The following is a 17,165-nucleotide window of genomic DNA, read 5'->3' on the forward strand; positions in this document are numbered from 1 at the left end:
GCTGCCGCGCACGGGGTGCAGCGGACCGGGCCGAGCCAGCCGCGGGCGGGGCCGGTGAGGGGATGGCCGGCCGGGCAGCCGGTCCGCCAGGGTTCGCCGGGCGGCACGGAGAACCGGTAGGCGGCGCGCGGGACCAGCAGTCCGGTCAGGGCGCCCCAGAGCGCGGCGACCGCTGTCAGCATGGCGTACACCTGAGCGATCCTAATCGCCGTACGGGCAGGCGATCTTGGGTCCTTGTGCCCCTTCCGCACCGATTCGGCTCCGCCGTCCGCCCGGCGCCGCTACCGTCGGGCCATGGCTCGATGGCGCGATGGCACGGGGACGCTGACGATCACGGACCGGGACGGGGTGACGGAGACCCGGGTGCCGCTGCGGATCGCCGCCTCCTTCCGGCACCGGACGCGCGGACTGCTCGGGCGGGACGGGGTGGACGGGGCGCTGATGATCACGCCGTGCGGGAGCGTGCACTCGTTCCGGATGCGGTTCGCCATCGACGTGGCGTACCTGGACGGCCGGTTCAACGTGCTGGAGATCCACACGATGCGCCCGGGCCGGCTGGGGTTGCCCCGGCCGCGCGGGCGCCATGTGATCGAGGCGGAGGCGGGCGCGATGGCGGCGTGGGGGATGCGGCCGGGCACCCAGGTGCGGATCGTCCAGACGGCGGTGGACGGCTGACGGACGCCCGGCAGCCCTCGTCAGCTCCTGTCTTTGGCTCCTGTCAGCGCAGGGGTACGTCGCTGCCGTAGACCACCCACGGCGACTGTTCGAAGGAGTTCACCCCGGACAGTTGCGGCTGGGCGGCCGCCACTTCGGGCAGGACGGCGAGCGTGTCCGGCCAGCAGTCGAAGTACACCGATCCCTTGACGATGAAGCCGCGCCAGTCCGTGGCGGCGGAGGCTCCCTCGCGGTCGAGGACGAAGCCGACGCAGAGCAGTGAGGCACGTCCGATCGCCTCGCGTATCGCGCGTACCACGCGTTCCTCGTCGGCGCGCTCCAACGGGCCGAGGCCGAACCGCAGTTCGACGGTGCCGTCCTCGCCCCGGCTGATCCGGGCCCGTATCTCCGCCCCGTCGGCGAGCCAGAGGAGGAAGTCGACCCGGTCGAGGCGTTGCAGCCCGGCCAGCAGTACCAACTGGTCGCGGGTCACCCAGGACTGGGTGCCGGCCGGATGGCTGCCGGGGCTGATCAGCGTGATGCGCCGGGTGGTGGGGTGGTCCGGCCGTACGCCCGCCGCCTCCAGGTCGCCGAGCAGGGACTCCGCGTCGGGGCGGCTCCAGCACAGGTGGTACGAGCAGAAGAATCCGTCACTCATCGGCGCGTCACCTCGTGTTCGGGGCCACCAGCGTAGAGGCAACCCCTGTCCCGGGTCGCGGGCCAGGGCCACAGGGGCGGACGCGCGGGGGTGCGGGGCGCGCGGGGTGCGGGGCGTGGGGCGCAAGGGGTGGGGGCCACGGGGCATGCGGGGCGCGCGGGGTAAATGCCTTGGACACGGCCGCGCCGCTCGGGTGAGGGTGTACCACCATGACACGCACCGATCTGCCTCCCGCCCGGGACGAGCGCACCCAGCTGGCCACCTTCCTCGACTACACCCGCGCCACCGCCCTGGCCAAGTGCGAAGGGGTCTCCCAGGAGAACGCCGTCCGCTCGCCGCTGCCGGGCTCCCCGCTGATGACGCTCGCGGGGATTGTCAACCATCTGCGCTGGGTCGAGTACTACTGGTTCGAGGTGGTGTTCCTCGGCGGTGAGGACGAGGGTCCGTGGACGGACGAGGACCCGGACCGCGAGATGCGGATCGCCGTCGACATGCCGCTCGCCGAGGTGCTGCGCGGCTACGAGGAGCAGAGCGCCCGCTACCGGGAGCTGGTCGCGTCCCACGAGCTGGACGCCCTCGCCGCGAGGGAACGGCACGGCCGACACCCCGACCTGCGCTGGATCGTCCTCCACCTCATCGAGGAGACGGCCCGCCACAACGGCCACATCGACATCATCCGGGAGACCCTGGACGGCACGACCGGGTACTGAGCACGTCCCCCGCTGCGGGCGGGCATGTCATCGGGGCCGTGGCGCGGCCCCGTTGTCGTACCCCGGCCGTACGCTCGCCCCATGAGCGTCTCCCTCTACTACACCGCCCGCCGGGCCACGCCGCTGAGCGCGTCCGAGTCGGCCGCCGTCACCCGCCTCATCGGCGCGCGCCAGGCGTCGTTCCCGTACGAGGACGAGGAGAGCCTGTACGTGTACGACGCCCGGACCGCGGATGCGGGGACCGTCCTCGACGGCTCCACGAAGCTGCCGTTCGATCCCGGCCGGCTGCTGCCGGTGGTCGCCCACGTACTGGACTCCGTCACGGAGCTGCGCCGGACGCTGCCCGACGCCGAGTGGCATGTGCACCTGGACGACCTGGACATCGAGTGGGACGAGGCCGCGGGCTACGAACTGCCCGGCATGCGCGACGCGGACCTCGCGGCGGAACTGGCGGCGGAGGGGGAACGCTGAGCGGCCGAGGGCCCGAAAAAGCGATTGCGGGGGCCTGAGCCTCCGCCTACCTTGGTGTGCATGGGTTCTCTGTGACATCCCCCGCGCGTCCGCGTTGAGCACCGCTCCGCGGTACGCGTCTTCTCGCGCGTCTCCATGACCACGCCCGCACGGCTGCCTGCCGCGGGTGTGCGCGGACGCGCCCCGATCACCGCGCGCCGATCGGCACGGGCCGAGGACACGGGCCGAGAACAGGGGGCTTCATGCACACCGCACCACTCTCACTCCAGAACATCACCCGCCGCTACGGCGACCACGTCGTGCTGGCCGACGTGAGCTTCAGCGTCCGGCCCGGCGAGCGGGCCGGGATCATCGGGGACAACGGGGCCGGCAAGTCCACGCTGCTCCGGCTGATCGCCGGTCAGGACCGGCCCGACGACGGCGAACTGACCGTGACCGCGCCCGGCGGCACCGGGTACCTCGCCCAGTCCCTCGACCTGCCCGCCGGGGCCACCGTGCAGGACGCGGTGGACGCGGCGCTCGCCGGGCTGCGGGCGCTGGAGGCCGGGATGCGCCGGGCCGAGGCCGGGCTGACCGGCCTGGCCGGGGCGGAGCTGGCCGCCGCGCTGGACCGGTACGCCGAGCTGGTCGCCCGGTACGAGGCGCGGGCCGGCTACGAGGCCGACGCGCGGGTGGACATCGCCCTGCACGGTCTCGGGCTGCCCGGCCTGGACCGCGCCCGGCCGCTGTCCACCCTGTCGGGCGGTGAACGGGCGCGGCTGGCGCTGGCCGGGACACTGGCGTCCCGGCCGGAGCTGCTGCTGCTCGACGAGCCGACCAACGACCTGGACGACCGGGCGGTGGCCTGGCTGGAGGCGCACCTGCGGGCCCACCGGGGCACGGTGCTCGCGGTCACCCACGACCGGGTGTTCCTGGAGCGGGTCACCACGACGATCCTGGAGGTCGGCGAGGGCCGGGTGACCCGGTACGGCGACGGCTACGAGGGGTACCTCGCCGCGAAGGCCGCGGAGCGCCGGCGCCGGCTGCGGGAGTACGCGCGCTGGTGCGAGGAGCTGGCCCGCAACCGCGAGCTGGCCGCCTCCAACGTCGCCCGCCTGGCCGCCATTCCGCGCAAGATGCCGCTCAGCGTGTTCGGGCACGGCGGCTTCCGGGCGCGGGGGCGGGGGCACGGGGCGATGGTGCGCATCCGCAACGCGAAGGAGCGCGTGGAACGGCTCACGGAACGGCCGGTGGCACCGCCGCCGGACCCGCTGGTGTTCGCGGCGCCGCTCGTCACCGCCACGGCGGAGGCCGACGCGCCCGCCGTCGCGGCCGAGCTGACCGGCGTACGGGTCGGGGCCCGGCTGTCCGTGCCGGAGCTGCGGATCGGCGGCACCGAACGGCTGCTGGTCACGGGGCCCAACGGGGCCGGCAAGTCGACGCTGATGCGGGTCCTCGCGGGTGAGCTGCGGCCGGACGCCGGGACCGTGCGCACATCGGGGCGGGTCGGCCATCTGCGCCAGGAGGAGACGCCGTGGCCGCCCGGCCTGACGCTCCCGGAGGCGTACGCGCACGGCCGCGGCGGGGACCTGGACGCGCACACGGACCGGCTGCTCTCGCTGGGCCTGTTCCGCCCCGCGGACCTGCGGCTGCGCGTGGGCGAGCTGTCGTACGGGCAGCGCCGCCGGATCGAGCTGGCCCGTCTGGTGAGCGAGCCCGTCGATCTGCTCCTCCTGGACGAGCCGACGAACCATCTCTCGCCCGCCCTGGTGGAGGAGCTGGAGGGCGCGCTGGCCGGCTTCGGCGGTGCGGTGGTCGTGGTCACCCACGACCGCCGCCTGCGGGACCGGTTCGGGGGGCGGCGCCTGGAGCTGACGGAGGGGCACATCGCATCGACCGAAAATCGCCCCCTCTGAATCCCTCCCGCCCCGCGCGGCGACGGCAGGGGGCCGTCGCCGCGCGGGGCGGACGGTCAGCTCTGCGAGGCGGGTTCGCCGCGCTGGAAGGAGACCTCCACCCGGCGGTTCTTGCGGCGGCCCTCCTCGTCCGCGTTGCTGGCGATCGGGTAGTCCTCGCCGTAGCCCCGGATCTCGAACGTGATCCCGGTACCGCCGAGGGCCTCGTCGAGGACGTTGTGCACGGCCTCGGCACGCTTCTTGGACAGCACGTCGCCGTGCTCGGACGAGCCGAGGTCGTCGGTGAACCCGAAGACGCGGACCTTCCGGGCGTCCTGCTTCTTGATCTCCTCGGCGATGGCGTTGATCCGCCCCCTGGCCTCACCGCTGAGCTTGGCGCTGTCCTTGCCGAACAGCACCTCGGCCTGGAGGGCGAACTTGATGTCGGCGTTGGTGTCCTCGCGCCGCTCCTCACCACCGAGGTCCTCGATGACGGACTTGATGTCGAGCACCTTGGGCGGCGCGAGGGTGGCGCCCTCGGGGAGCTTGAGATCGGAGTCGTTCGGGTCGACCTCGACGGGGGGTTCCGCGGAGGCGGAGGGGTAGGGACTGTCGTCGGCGAACGCCTGAGGCGCGCCGAGGGCCGTCCCGAGGACGACAAGGCCGGCGACGAACGCCGCGGCGCTGCGGGCGGTCATCCGGAGATCTCGATCGTGGCGTTGGGGAAGCCGGGGAACTGGAGGTCGACCTTGGAGGTCGAGCTCGGGGGCGCCGGGAACTGGGCGAAGAAGTTCAGGCTCTTTCCGGATTCGATGGTCAAATCGTAGTTACTGGTGGTGAGCGGCCGATTGTCCGTGTCCCGGAGCACGTAGTAGCGCTTCTTGCCGACCGAGTCCACCAACGTCATTCCGGCGAGCGAAGGCCCGGCACCAGCCACGGCTTCTTCTTGGCCACTCCACTGGAGAGGCGTGACGAAGTTCTGGCCGCTCGCGTTCTTGAAGTCACCGCTGACGGTGAGAAAGCCACCGCTGTCCCGTTTGGCCGAGTACACGACCATCTCAAGGCCCTTGTCGTTCTTGAGGGTGGCGAGCGTTTCGCTTCGGTCGGGCAGCGTGTCGTCGCCGGTGGCCTTCTTGCCCTGGCTCTTACCGGCTTCCGACGAGACTGCGGGCGCCTTGTCCGAACCCTTGTCGTCGCCACCGCACGCTGCCACGGAGAACAGCAGGGACGAAGTCAGGAGGGCGACAGCCCCAGCCCTGTGTGCTTTCCTCACGTGCCGGAGATTCATGCGGGATCATCCTTTGCGTTCATTCGCGGTCAGTTTTCGGCGAGGTGCACGGAGAAGAGGTCGGCCATGTCAGGCATCCCGGTCAGGTCCTCCGGGTCTATCGCCCAGTCCCGCCCCCCGTCGCAGCTGACCGTGCCAATGGACGCGGGGGGCGTATCGGGGACCGGGTCGGGCGTCGCTTCCGGATCCGGGGTGGAGTCCGGCTCGGGTGTGGGTTCCGGTTCCGGCTCCGCTTCCGCAGTGAAGGTGCAGCGAGGTTCGACCACGGCAACAGCCTCGGCCGTTGCCTTCTTGCCCTCGGTGCCCGGCACGATGCCCGTGCTGATGCCCTTGGCCGATTGCAGGCTGACCTCATAGCCCCATCGGCCGTCGGAGAGGGAACGGCATCGGACAGCGGTGGCCTTGTTCAGAGCTGCGAATGCCGACGCCTTCCAGCAGGTGTCGCCAGGCCCTCCGGGAAAGGACGTACTGAAGACGGACTCAAGGTAACCGGAGTCAGTGAGATGCGCCTTCAGGTCCGGTTCCAGCGCACTTCGCGCCTCCTTGGCTGCCGCCAGCGCAGCAGCGTCGGCAGCGCTCTGCGCTCCATTGCGCTGAACATCGGCCTCACCGAAGGCGAAGAAGATCAACGCGATGAAGAGCAGACCGGTCACTGCGACCACATAGAGCGGCATGGCCTGCCCGGAATCACCGATGCGGGGGCTCACCTTCCCAGAACCGAGGCGATCTTTTCCCTGAACGTGTTGCCGATGCTCACACCGATATTGGTATTGAGCAGAGCGATCACGATCGCGACCACCAGGATCGTGATTCCGACGTACTCGATGGCGCCCTGGCCCCTGTCCTTCCGGCGCTTCACGTGGTCGAGCGTGGAGTCCACCCAGTGATTCACATGAGTCTGCGTCCGCACCGCCGCCCTGAGCGTGATGTTCTTCATGGAGATGGCCCCCTCCGAGTTCGACCGACCGGGAATCGGTCGACGTTGGTCCCTGCGCTCGCGGGCCGCGAGCAGCGTACGTCGGTACAGCACCCCACATCATGGGCCTCATAACCCAACTCCGGGCCCGGTCCTGCGACTCGGGTCCGATTGTCGTGTCCCTTTCGGCCATGGCGGGTCGTTACTCCGGAAGTCCAGTGCGCTCACCGCCGCCTCCCGTTCCCTCGGTTCCGAATGTCCCACAGACGTCCCGCCGGTGCGGGTCAGCTGCCGAAGATGCCGTTGATGTCCACGTCCGCCGCGTAGTAGAAGCCGACCGCGATCAGGATGATGGTGCCCGGCAGCATGAAACTCGTCACGATGAGCGTGGCCTTGGGTACGGCTTTGGCTGCCTTGCGGCGGGCGTTCTGGGCGTCGGTGCGGCGCATGTCGTTGGCTATCTGGATCAGGGTGTCCACGATCGGCGCCCCCAGCTCCTCGCCCTGCTGGAGGGCGGAGACGAACATGGAGACCTGTTCGGACTCGTTGCGGCGGCGGAGCTGGTCGAAGGCGTCGCGCCTGCTGACGCCCATGTCCATCTGGCGCAGGGTGATGCGCAGTTCGTCGGCCCAGGGCCCCGTGTACTTCTCCGAGACCCGTTCCAGGGCCTGCCGGAAGCCCAGTCCGGCGGAGACGACCACCGCGAGGACGTCCAGGAAGTCGGGCAGCGTGCGGTCGATGTCGTCCTTGCGGCGGCTGATCGCGGCCCGGATGATCACGTCCGGCCAGAACAGGCCGTAGACGAGCAGGACGACGGCCAGCAGCACCTGACCGTTCATCAGCATGGCGCAGGCCGCCAGGATGCCGAGTCCGCCGTAGACCGCGCGCCGGGCGGCGTAGCGGTCGACGGTCAGGCCGCGCGGGTTGCCGGCCATGTCGAGCTTCCGGCGGATGCGGTCGACGCGTTTGGGGCCCATCAGGGACAGCACCCGGGGCGCGTACGGCATGCCGATGCGGTCGATGGCCGAGGCGGCCGCGCCGGTGCGGGTGGCGCCGACCTCCAGGGCGATGGCGAGGTCGCCGGGGAGCTTGGCCTCGGCGCGGTACATCCGGATGCCCTGGAAGACGCCGAGGACGGCGAGTCCGACGACGGCCGCGAGCAGCGGTTCCATCTCTGTCTCCTCTCCTTCTGGCGGCGGTCAGACGCGGACGCGGGTGAGGCGGTTGATGAGGAAGAAGCCGAGGCCGTAGAGGCCGGCGGCGACGACGATCGCGATTCGGCCGAACGCGGCGCCGGCCATGTCGTCCAGGGCTCCGCCGCGCATGCCGTTGATGAGGAGCAGGAAGACGAGGCCGAGGACGGGGACGGCGACGGCGGTGACCTTGACCTGGGAGAGCAGGGTGGTGACCTCGCGCCGGGTCTCCTTGCGCTCCTCCAGCGTGTCGGTGAGGTTGCGCAGCGAGGAGACGATGGTGCCGCCGGCCCGGTTGGAGAGGATGAGGGTGGAGACCAGGACGGTCAGCTCGCGGGAGGGCAGCCGTTCCACGAGTTCGTTGAGGGCGTCGTCCAGGGAGTGGCCGATGGCCAGCCGGTCGGCGACCCGGCGCAGTTCCTCGTGGGCGGGGTCGTCCAGTTCCTCGACGGCCATGGAGATGGCGGTGCGCAGGGCGAGCCCGGCCTGGGTGGCGTTGGCGAGGACCCGGGTGAGTTCGGGGAGCTGGCTGATGAACGCCTCGGTGCGTTTGGCGCGCTGCCAGTTGAGGAAGGCGTTGCCGCCCCAGATGCCGATGAGGACGGCGACGAGCCCGAAGAACGGGGCGAAGACGGACGCCGTGACGAAGTAGAGGGCGAGGAGGGCGGCGGCGACGTAGACGGCGTACTCGCCCGGTGTGAGGTCGAGGCCGGTGACCGCGAGCTTCCGTTCGATGCGCTTGCCGAGGCGGGTCCTGCGCAGCCGGCGGTCGATGCCCCGGAAGCGCCGGACGCGGCCTTCGAGCGCGGGTGGCCCGGTCCGGGACAGGCGTTCGATGAGCGCGCGCTGCTGTTCCCGGCCCGAGGCGTAGACGTGGAGGCCGAGGACGGCGAGGACGCAGGCGAGCAGGGTCACGCCGACCGTCAGGAGCGGGAGGTTGTCCATGTCGGGGGCCTTCTGGGTGAGCGGCGGGTGGGGGGTGGACCGGGAGGGCCTACGGGGTGGAGGTGCGGACCAGCAGTTGCTCGTCGGTGTCGGCGATGCCGAAGGCGGCCGGGACCGACTCGTTGGCCATGTAGAAGCGTTCGGCGACCCTGCGGGGCACCGGGAAGTACGCGAAGCGCCCGTACACGCGGCCGTCGGCGGCCATCGGGAGGGCCTCGAAGCGGCAGACGGAGACGATCCGGTAGTCCTCGCGGCCGTAGGAGTCGACGACGGCGATCTCGGTGACGCGGCGGGAGCCGTCGCCGTGCCGGGTGAGCTGGATGATCACGTCGACGGCGCTGTTGATCTGGTCGTGGATCGCGGCGAAGGGGATCTCGACCTCGGACATGGAGCTGAGGGTCTGGAGGCGCATCAGGGCGTCCTCCGCGCTGTTGGCGTGGACGGTGGCCAGCGAGCCGTCGTGGCCGGTGGACATGGCCTGGAGCATGTCCAGGGTCTCGCCGCCGCGGACCTCGCCGACGATGATGCGGTCGGGCCGCATGCGCAGCGAGTTGCGGACGAGGTCGCGGATGGTGACCCGGCCCTTGCCCTCGACGTTGGGCGGGCGGCTCTCCAGCGTGATGACGTGGGACTGCTGGAGGCGGAGTTCGGCGGAGTCCTCGATGGTGACGATGCGTTCGCCGCCGGGGATGAGCCCCGAGAGCGCGTTGAGCAGGGTCGTCTTGCCGGTGCCGGTGGCGCCGGAGACGATCACGTTGAACTTGGCGCGGACGAACGCGGCGAGCAGGAGCAGCATGGGCTCGTCCAGCGAGCCGAGCGCGATCATCTCCTCCAGGGTGAAGGCGCGGGGGAAGCGCCGGATAGTGAGGACCGGGCCGGACAGGGAGAGCGGCGGGATGATGACGTTGACGCGCTCGCCCGAGGGGAGCCGGGCGTCGACCATCGGGTTGGACTCGTCCACGCGGCGGTTGACCGTGGAGACGATGCGCTCGATGGTCTGCATCAGCTGCTCGGTGGAGGAGAAGCGCATGGGCAGGAGTTCGAGGCGTCCGCCGCGCTCGACGTAGACCTGGTCGGGGCCGTTGACCATGATCTCGCTGATGGAGGCGTCCTCCAGGAGCGGTTCGAGGATGCCGAGGCCCAGCGCCTCGTCCACGACGCGCCGGATGAGCTGTGAGCGCTCCACGGAGGACAGGACGGGGCCTTCGCGGCTGATGATGTGGCCGAGGACGCGTTCGAGCCGGGCCCGGCGTTCGGCGGCCGCGAGGGCGGACATCTCGGCGAGGTCGATCTCCTCGAGGAGCTTGGCGCGGTAGACGCCGACGAGCCGGCTCTCCTCGCTCAGGCCGCCGGCCGGTTCGGGGCTGGTGATGCGCGCCCGCAGGCTCATGTGCTGGTCTCCTTCGCTTCCTGTGGACGCTTCGGTTCCGGGGTCAGTCGCGCGGCATAGTGGCGCTCTTGGTGACGGAGCCGAAGGAGAACATCGGCAGCAGCCCGGGGACGGAAACCCGTACCTCGACGGTGACCGCCTCGTCGCCGGTCTCCCGCGTGACGGTGGCCCCGTCGGCGAGCCAGCCGCTCATGGAGGCGAGGGCCACCTCCCGCGCCCGGTGCTCCTGGTCCTTGCTCGACGCCACGCGGGCCGCCGTCCGCGCGGCCGTGCCCGCCTGCTGGGCGGCGTACACGGCGAGGCCGAGCTGCACCACGGCCAGGGCGACGACGAGGAGCAGGGTGAGCACGCCGACGTACTCGATGGCGGCCTGCCCGCGCTGTCTCTGGTCCTGCTCCTGCCCGCGCCGGCCCTGTTCCTGCGCCTGCCCCCGCCGGCCCTGTCCGTGCCCCTGTCCCTGCCGGCCCCGTCCCCGCCTCGTCGTTCCGGTCGCGTTCACCATGCGTCGCGCCTCTCGTTGCGGGCCTTGGCGTCGCCCGTGGCGTGCATGGGCAGGCTGAACGCGCCGGGGAACAGCAGCGGCACGTCGAGCCGCACCTTGACGGTGACCAGCTCGCCGGATCCGCCGTCGCAGCTCTCGACGACCGCCCCCCAGGAGCCGGGCAGGTCCTCGTGGACCGCGCGCTCGCAGGCGGCGTACTGGCTGCCCTCGGTGACCGCGGCGGCCCTGGCTGCCTTGTCGGCGGCGTTGCCGGCGAGGATGTACGTGTAGCAGACCAGGCCCGCCTGCCAGAGCACGGCCAGGGTGATCAGGATCAGGGGGACGACGCCGACGAACTCGATCGCGGTCTGGCCCCGGTCGCGCGGGACGGCGGACCGGCCGGGCCCGGTGTGCGCGGCGGGGTGGTGCCGGTGCGCGGGTAAGAGGTTCATGACGCGATGCCGCCCCTCGGTGTCATCGGTGCCCCGTGTTCACTTGGCCCGTGCCCGGCGGCCGCCCGACGCGGCGCGGTCGCCCTTCGCCCTGCCGGTGCGGGCGGCCCCCTCCGCGTTCTTGACGAGGCCCAGCTCCCCGGCCAGCCCCCACAGGGCCTGCTTGACCGCGGACTTGGCGTCCAGGTCCTGGAGCCGTCCGGCGTCCACGACGGCCTGGAGCTCCTTGAAGTTGGCCGGGACGGCGATCCTGGCGGCCCTGGTGGCGGTGATCTTCTCGATGAGCGCGGGCTGGATCTCGGTGTGGCGGGTGTGGCGGTTGACGAGGGTGGTGGTCTCCTCGGCCTTGCGGACCTGGAGCCGGTCCCAGAGCCGGACCATGCGCTTGGCGGCCCGGACGGTGACCACGTCGGGGGTGGTGACGAGCAGGGTCCGGTCCGCCATCTCGACCGCCGCCGCGTTGGCCGAGTTCATGTAGGTGCCGCAGTCCACGACGACGACCTCGTAGCGGTGGCGCAGGCCGCTGAGCGTCTGGCGCACCACGCGGTCGGTGACGTCCTCGCCGCGCTCGCCCTCGGCGGGTGCGAGGAGGAGGGCGAGGCCGGATTCGTGGGTGTAGAGGGCGTCCTGGAGGACGCGGGGCGAGATGTCCTGGATGGCGGCGAGGTCCACCACGGACCGGCGGAACTGGACGTCGAGGTAGGAGGCGACGTCGCCCGACTGGAGGTCCAGGTCCACCAGGGCGACGGTGTGCCCGGACGCGGCGGAGGCCAGGGCCAGCTGGACGGCGGTGACGGTGGTGCCGACGCCCCCCTTGGCACCGCAGACCGCGACGACGGTGCCGCCGGGGCCGGTGAGGACCTCGGCCCCGGCGCCCAGGTGGCGGCGGACCCCGGTGGACCAGCCGGCCGCGGCCTGGACGCGCTGGGCGAGTTCCTCGTACGAGAGCGGCAGGCCGACCAGGCCGCGGGCGCCGGCGTCCATGGCGGCGGAGTACAGCCCGGGGCTCGCGTCGGCGGTGACGAGGACGACGCCGACCGCGGGGAAGCGCAGGGCCACCTCACGGATCAGCTCCAGGGCGGGGACGGGCCCGATCCGTTCGTGCACGAGGACGACCTCGGGCAGCTCGTCCAGGGATTCGGCGGCGAGCAGGGCGAGGGTGTCCAGGAGTGAGGTCGAGTCGCCGAGCGGGGCGGCGGGCTCCGCGTCGGGGAGCTGGCCGAGCAGGCTGCCGACGGCTCGGGCGGCGTCGGCGTCACCGACGGCCGGGAGGATGCGTGTGCTCATCCGGTCCTCACTTGTTCTTGTCTTCGTCGAGGTCGTAGCTGCTCTCGCCCGGACGCAGGGTGGCCCGGCTGCCGTCGGCGAGCAGGGCGAGGCGGACGTGTTCGGCGAAGGACTCCGCGTAGGCGACGCGCTGGGCGTCGTCGGTGTTCAGCGCGAAGGTGATCGGCACGGCCTCGGTGGGGCCGGCGCCGCGGTCGTCGGCGTCGGGTTCGAGCGAGGTCAGCCGGCCGACGTCGATGACCTTGGCGTTGGCGACGATGACGCGGGAGGTCGACTTCTCCCGCTCGGTGCGGCCGGCGAACGTGGCGTAGATGTTGACGAGGTTGCCGGGCCTGATCTTGCCGGCCACGCCCGTCTCCGCGTCGATCATGATGGCGATCTCCTGCTGGCCCTTCTCCAGGGCGGGCCGGTCGACCAGCATGTCGGCCTGGAGGAGCGAGCCCTTGTGGAGTTCGGTGACGGCGATCTTGCCGCGCAGGGCGGAGAGGTCGGTGACGGCGTTGTCGGAGAGCCAGCGCTCGGGGATCGAGACCTTCTCGAACTGCCCGGCCTCCAGGGGCCGGTAGGGCTCGATGGTGGTCTTCACCCGGTACGCGGTCACCTCGGGTCCGACCTTGGAGTTCACGTCACCGATCACCGACAGCACGCCGGCGAAGGCACCGAGGGCGCACAGGACCGACAGGATGATCAGGATGACGCCGCGGCGTTGCCGTGAGTTCATGAGCGGGGCGACCTCGTTGGGGGTGGGTGGGCCGGGGGGCGGTGCGGGGCGGTGCGGTCGGGGTACCTCGTCACGGGCTCAGTGCGGCGGGGCCGCGGCTGCGGTCGTCGGGCGGGATCAGTGGGGCGTTGCACAGGCCGCAGCGGTCGCCGATGAGTTCGTTGCCGCACCAGGTGCAGATCTCCCGGCGCACCGAGGCGACCAGTTGGTGGAGCAGTGAGACGTCGGGCAGGAAGGCCGCGAACTCGATGAGCTTGGGGGTGCCCCACCAGGCGGGCGACTCGTCGGGCAGGACCGCTTCGTGGACCGCCCCGACCTGCCAGGCGGGGGCCAGGGTTCCGGTGACCCACTCGGAGGTGGACTGGCCCCGGGCGACGACGAGCTGGGTGGCGTACTGGGGGCCGGCGAGGTCGCCCGTACCGATCCTGACGAGCTGGGGCTGCGGGTGGGCGAGTACGGCGAACTGCGAGCCGGGCACCCAGGACTTGGCGTGCGTCTTGAGGCCGACCGGCACCCGGTCCAGCCTGGTCACGGAGTGGAGCAGCGCTCCGGCGTACACGTAGTGGGAGAGCAGTCGCGCGGCGGAGGCGAGCACGCCGGCGCTGAAGTCGCAGACGGACAACTGGCGTAACTGGCGCACCAGTACGGCCACGCCGAGCGGCGGCAGATCCGATTTGAGCAGGGCGATCCGGTCGCTCTCCAGGACGGAGCGGACGGTGTGCAGCCGGCGTTCGTGGGCGGCGGGGAGTCCGGCCGGGTAGACGGCGATGACGTGTTCGTGCTGGTCCAGGAGGATCTGCATGTCGGTCAGCGCCTGGTCGAGCGGCTGTTCGCCGGGGGCGCGCAGGACGGCCGCGGGGGGCGTCCGCTGGTCCTGGGCGGGCAGGACCAGGCCGGGACCGGTCACTGCTATGGCTTTCGGCACGCCGTTCCCCGTTCCTCGGGCCGCCGCGTACCGCCGGCCGCACTCGCTCCTGCCGGGTGCTTCCGCTCGGATGCTCCCGCCTGAGCACTTTATCCACGTACGGCAGGACAGAGAACACCTTCAAGAACCTTGCCCAGCAGGGAAACCGGGGTGTTCCCCGCGCACTCTTCGGGCAAACCGGCCTTCCTTGTCGGGCCGGAGGGTGCCAGAGGTCTTGACAACTCGATTGGTCTGGACCAGTTTATCGGCCAGCGGTGGCCACCGTTCCTCGATTCCACACACCCCGGCACCCCTCGTGTCGTCCCCCCGCAATCCCCGACTCCTCCCGGAGGCAGCAAGTGGATCGTTCCCCCGCATCGGGCCTGAGAAGACGCCGTACGCGTCCGGTCCTCGGCTCCGCCATGGCCGTCGTCGCCGCAGGCGCGCTGACCCTCACCGGGCTCGTCACCAGCGCCGAGGCAGCCGACATCAACGTCGCGAAGAACGCCGGCTTCGAGTCCGGTCTCGCCAACTGGACCTGTACCGGCAACTCCGGCGCCACCGTCTCCTCCCCCGTGCACGGCGGCACCTCCGCGCTCAAGGCCTCCCCGGCCGGCCTGGACAACGCCAAGTGCTCCCAGGTCGTCACCGTCAAGCCCAACTCGACCTACCAGCTCAGCTCCTGGGTGCAGGGCGGCTACGCCTACCTGGGCGCCAGCGGCACCGGCACCACCGACGTCTCGACCTGGTCGCCGGGCTCCACCGGCTGGACCCAGCTGAAGACGAGCTTCACCACCGGCGCCAACACCACCTCCGTCACCGTGTACACGCACGGCTGGTACGGCCAGGCCGCCTACTACGTGGACGACCTCTCGGTCACCGGCCCCGACGGCGGCGGCGGCTCCGAGGAGCCCGGCCCGACGATCCCCGGCGCCCCGGCCGGACTGGCGGTCGGCACCACCACCGCCTCCTCGGTCAGCCTGTCCTGGAACGCGGTGTCCGGCGCGACCGGCTACACCGTCTACAAGGACGGCGTGAAGGCCACCACCACGACGGGCACCTCGGCGACCGTCACCGGGCTCGCGGCCGACACCGCGTACCAGTTCTCGGTCACCGCGACCAACGCGGCCGGCGAGTCCGTGAAGTCCGCGTCCGTCAGCGGCCGCACCGCCAAGGACGGCGGCACCAACCCCGGCACCTCGGTGCCCAAGCACGCGGTCACCGGCTACTGGCAGAACTTCAACAACGGCGCGACCGTCCAGAAGCTCAGCGACGTGCCCGCGAACTACGACATCATCGCGGTCTCCTTCGCCGACGCCACCTCCACGCCCGGTGCCGTCACCTTCAACCTGGACACGGCCGGCCTGAACGGCTACACCGTCGCCCAGTTCAAGGCGGACATCAAGGCGAAGCAGGCGGCCGGCAAGAACGTCATCATCTCGGTCGGCGGCGAGAAGGGCACGGTCTCCGTCAACAGCGAGGCCTCCGCGAACAACTTCGCCAACTCCCTGTACTCGCTGATCCAGGAGTACGGCTTCAACGGCGTCGACATCGACCTGGAGAACGGCCTCAACTCGACCTACATGACGAAGGCGCTGCGTTCGCTGTCGCAGAAGGCGGGCCCCGGCCTCGTCATCACGATGGCCCCGCAGACCATCGACATGCAGTCCACCGGGGGCGAGTACTTCAAGACGGCGCTCAACATCAAGGACATCCTGACCGTCGTCAACATGCAGTACTACAACAGCGGCGCGATGCTCGGCTGTGACGGCAAGGTCTACTCGCAGGGCTCGGTGGACTTCCTCACCGCGCTCGCCTGCATCCAGCTGGAGGGCGGCCTCGACCCGTCGCAGGTCGGCATCGGCGTCCCCGCCTCCACGCGCGGCGCGGGCAGCGGCTACGTCTCCCCGTCCATCGTGAACGCGGCGCTGGACTGCCTGACCCAGGGCACCAACTGCGGCAACTTCAAGCCGTCGAAGACCTACCCCGGTCTGCGCGGTGCGATGACCTGGTCGACCAACTGGGACGCCACGGCCGGCAACGCCTGGTCGAACGCGGTCGGCCCGCACGTCCACAACCTGCCGTAACCCACCGCTCGCCGGCCTCCCCGCCGGCAGCCCCGACCAGCAGCGCCGCCGCTCCCCCGGCGGCGCTGCTGCGTGCCGGGGGGGGCCGTCCCGGGACCGCGTGCGGGCGCTTGATACCGGTAACGCAACAGTCCTGTACGGGAGTTGCCTCGCCGCATGGTTGTCGGGGGCCGGACGTGGCACCGTTGTGGGGCGCGGTGCTGGGCGACAGGGGGAGTGACATGGCCGGGGCGCGGATCGATGCGCTGGGCGGGGACGATCCGGCGGTGCTCGGGCCGTACCGGCTGCTCGGGCGGCTGGCGTCCGGCGGCATGGGCCGGATCTACCTGGCCCGCGGCGGCGACGGCACCGGGCTCGTCGCCGTCAAGACGCTGCTCGCGGAGGGCCGGGTCGGCGACACCGACCGGCGGTGCTTCGCCCGCGAGGTCGCGGTCGCCCAGCGGGTGGACAGCGCCTTCACCGCCCGCGTACGGGACGCCGATCCGCACGCCGAGCGGCCCTGGATGGCCATCGACTACATCGCCGCGCCCCCGCTGTCCGAACTGGTGCGCTCCTGCGGGGTGCTGCCGGCCTCGGCCGTACGGTGGATCGCGGCCGGCACCGCCGAGGCCCTGACCGTCCTGCACGGGGTGGGGATCGTCCACCGCGACGTGAAGCCGCAGAACGTGCTGCTGCCGCTGGACGGGCCCCGCGTCATCGACTTCGGCATCTCGCACGCCAGCGACCTCACCCTGACCGGCCTCACCCTGGGCACGATCGCCTTCACCTCACCGGAGCAGGCGCGCGGCGAGAAGTCCACCGCCGCGTCCGACGTGTACTCGCTCGGCGCCACGCTCTTCCTGCTGGCCACCGGCCGGGCGCCCTACCGCGCGGACGTCGACACGCTGCGGCTGCTGGCGCGGGTGCAGCGCGGCGAACTCGACCTGACCGGCCTGCCCAAGGAGCTGGTGGAGACGATCCGCCCGTGCCTGGCGGTCCAGCCCCGGCACCGGCCGTCCCCCGCCGAGTTACTCGCCCGGTTCCGGGAGCAGCAGGCCGGGCAGCCCTCGACGTCGAGCGGCGCCCGCTGGCTGCCGCCGCGCTGGACGGCGCTGATCGACGCGTACGCCGCGCAGGGCCGGGAGTGGGCGGGCG

The 17,165-nt window shown here is 71.5% G+C and carries 19 protein-coding genes and 1 pseudogene; 6 read left to right on the top strand and 14 right to left on the bottom strand.

Annotation, left to right across the window (positions count from 1 at the left end; genetic code table 11):
• A pseudogene (locus tag MHW47_RS19030) lies at nt 1–191 on the bottom strand (prepilin peptidase); the annotation flags it as partial.
• A gap of 103 nt (nt 192–294) precedes the next feature.
• Between MHW47_RS19030 and MHW47_RS19035 the strand changes: the two are divergent.
• Entirely contained in the window at nt 295–675 is a 381-nt protein-coding gene (locus tag MHW47_RS19035; RefSeq protein WP_239224811.1) for a DUF192 domain-containing protein, read from the top strand.
• Nucleotides 676–718: 43 nt separating this feature from the next.
• Here the strand turns inward: MHW47_RS19035 and MHW47_RS19040 are convergent, their stop codons facing one another.
• Nucleotides 719–1,312 carry a hypothetical protein gene (locus tag MHW47_RS19040; protein ID WP_239224812.1) on the bottom strand — a complete coding sequence of 198 codons (594 nt, stop codon included), beginning with the start codon at nt 1,310–1,312 and terminating at the stop codon, nt 719–721.
• 209 nt (nt 1,313–1,521) lie between these two features.
• Here MHW47_RS19040 and MHW47_RS19045 point away from each other — a divergent pair, with 209 nt between their 5' ends.
• The 3 genes from MHW47_RS19045 (at nt 1,522) to MHW47_RS19055 (ending at nt 4,388) form a co-directional block, all read left to right on the top strand.
• Nucleotides 1,522–2,022 (top strand): DinB family protein, encoded by a 501-nt coding sequence (locus MHW47_RS19045; RefSeq protein ID WP_239224813.1) that lies wholly within the window; start codon nt 1,522–1,524, stop codon nt 2,020–2,022.
• Between the two features lie 81 nt (nt 2,023–2,103).
• Nucleotides 2,104–2,493, top strand: coding sequence for a hypothetical protein (locus MHW47_RS19050; protein ID WP_239224815.1), 390 nt, complete (start codon nt 2,104–2,106; stop codon nt 2,491–2,493).
• A gap of 242 nt (nt 2,494–2,735) precedes the next feature.
• Nucleotides 2,736–4,388, top strand: a complete 1,653-nt coding sequence (locus MHW47_RS19055; RefSeq protein WP_239224817.1) for a TlrC/CarA/OleB/SrmB family ABC-F type ribosomal protection protein — start codon at nt 2,736–2,738, stop codon at nt 4,386–4,388.
• 56 nt (nt 4,389–4,444) lie between these two features.
• Here MHW47_RS19055 and MHW47_RS19060 read toward each other — a convergent pair whose 3' ends face one another.
• The 12 genes from MHW47_RS19060 to MHW47_RS19115 form a co-directional block, all read right to left on the bottom strand.
• Nucleotides 4,445–5,065 carry an OmpA family protein gene (locus MHW47_RS19060; protein WP_239224818.1) on the bottom strand — a complete coding sequence of 207 codons (621 nt, stop codon included), beginning with the start codon at nt 5,063–5,065 and terminating at the stop codon, nt 4,445–4,447.
• Nucleotides 5,062–5,655 carry a hypothetical protein gene (locus MHW47_RS19065; RefSeq protein ID WP_239224819.1) on the bottom strand — a complete coding sequence of 198 codons (594 nt, stop codon included), beginning with the start codon at nt 5,653–5,655 and terminating at the stop codon, nt 5,062–5,064. Before MHW47_RS19065 ends, MHW47_RS19060 begins: the two co-directional genes overlap by 4 nt.
• Before the next feature lie 29 nt (nt 5,656–5,684).
• Nucleotides 5,685–6,362 carry a pilus assembly protein TadG-related protein gene (locus MHW47_RS19070; RefSeq protein WP_239224820.1) on the bottom strand — a complete coding sequence of 226 codons (678 nt, stop codon included), beginning with the start codon at nt 6,360–6,362 and terminating at the stop codon, nt 5,685–5,687.
• Nucleotides 6,359–6,592, bottom strand: a complete 234-nt coding sequence (locus MHW47_RS19075) for a hypothetical protein (protein ID WP_239224821.1) — start codon at nt 6,590–6,592, stop codon at nt 6,359–6,361. The genes MHW47_RS19070 and MHW47_RS19075 overlap by 4 nt, the downstream gene beginning before the upstream one ends.
• 263 nt (nt 6,593–6,855) lie before the next feature.
• Nucleotides 6,856–7,743, bottom strand: coding sequence for a DUF5936 domain-containing protein (locus MHW47_RS19080; RefSeq protein ID WP_239224822.1), 888 nt, complete (start codon nt 7,741–7,743; stop codon nt 6,856–6,858).
• Nucleotides 7,744–7,770: 27 nt separating this feature from the next.
• A complete protein-coding gene (locus tag MHW47_RS19085) occupies nt 7,771–8,709 on the bottom strand; it encodes a type II secretion system F family protein (protein WP_239224823.1) in 939 nt (312 codons plus the stop codon).
• Nucleotides 8,710–8,758: 49 nt separating this feature from the next.
• The gene (locus MHW47_RS19090) at nt 8,759–10,099 is read right to left on the bottom strand and encodes a CpaF family protein (protein ID WP_239224824.1); all 1,341 of its coding nucleotides are present in this window, start codon (nt 10,097–10,099) and stop codon (nt 8,759–8,761) included.
• 43 nt (nt 10,100–10,142) lie between these two features.
• On the bottom strand, nt 10,143–10,601 hold the full coding sequence (locus tag MHW47_RS19095; RefSeq protein WP_239224825.1) for a TadE/TadG family type IV pilus assembly protein: 459 nt from the start codon (nt 10,599–10,601) through the stop codon (nt 10,143–10,145).
• Nucleotides 10,595–11,032, bottom strand: coding sequence for a TadE family protein (locus MHW47_RS19100; RefSeq protein WP_239224826.1), 438 nt, complete (start codon nt 11,030–11,032; stop codon nt 10,595–10,597). Before MHW47_RS19100 ends, MHW47_RS19095 begins: the two co-directional genes overlap by 7 nt.
• 39 nt (nt 11,033–11,071) lie before the next feature.
• Nucleotides 11,072–12,319 carry an AAA family ATPase gene (locus tag MHW47_RS19105; RefSeq protein WP_239224827.1) on the bottom strand — a complete coding sequence of 416 codons (1,248 nt, stop codon included), beginning with the start codon at nt 12,317–12,319 and terminating at the stop codon, nt 11,072–11,074.
• Nucleotides 12,320–12,326: 7 nt separating this feature from the next.
• Nucleotides 12,327–13,040, bottom strand: coding sequence for a Flp pilus assembly protein CpaB (gene cpaB / locus MHW47_RS19110; RefSeq protein WP_239224829.1), 714 nt, complete (start codon nt 13,038–13,040; stop codon nt 12,327–12,329).
• A 70-nt stretch (nt 13,041–13,110) separates the two neighbouring features.
• On the bottom strand, nt 13,111–13,947 hold the full coding sequence (locus MHW47_RS19115; protein ID WP_239224832.1) for a hypothetical protein: 837 nt from the start codon (nt 13,945–13,947) through the stop codon (nt 13,111–13,113).
• Nucleotides 13,948–14,366: 419 nt separating this feature from the next.
• Here MHW47_RS19115 and MHW47_RS19120 point away from each other — a divergent pair, with 419 nt between their 5' ends.
• Together MHW47_RS19120 and MHW47_RS19125 are read left to right on the top strand one after the other, a co-directional pair.
• Nucleotides 14,367–16,031 (top strand): glycoside hydrolase family 18 protein, encoded by a 1,665-nt coding sequence (locus tag MHW47_RS19120; protein WP_239224834.1) that lies wholly within the window; start codon nt 14,367–14,369, stop codon nt 16,029–16,031.
• A gap of 176 nt (nt 16,032–16,207) precedes the next feature.
• Nucleotides 16,208–17,165: serine/threonine-protein kinase (locus tag MHW47_RS19125; RefSeq protein WP_239224830.1), on the top strand; the 958-nt coding region annotated here is incomplete at its 3' end.

Origin of the sequence: Streptomyces sp. OfavH-34-F (genome assembly GCF_022347745.1) — a bacterium.
Taxonomy (GTDB): domain Bacteria; phylum Actinomycetota; class Actinomycetes; order Streptomycetales; family Streptomycetaceae; genus Streptomyces.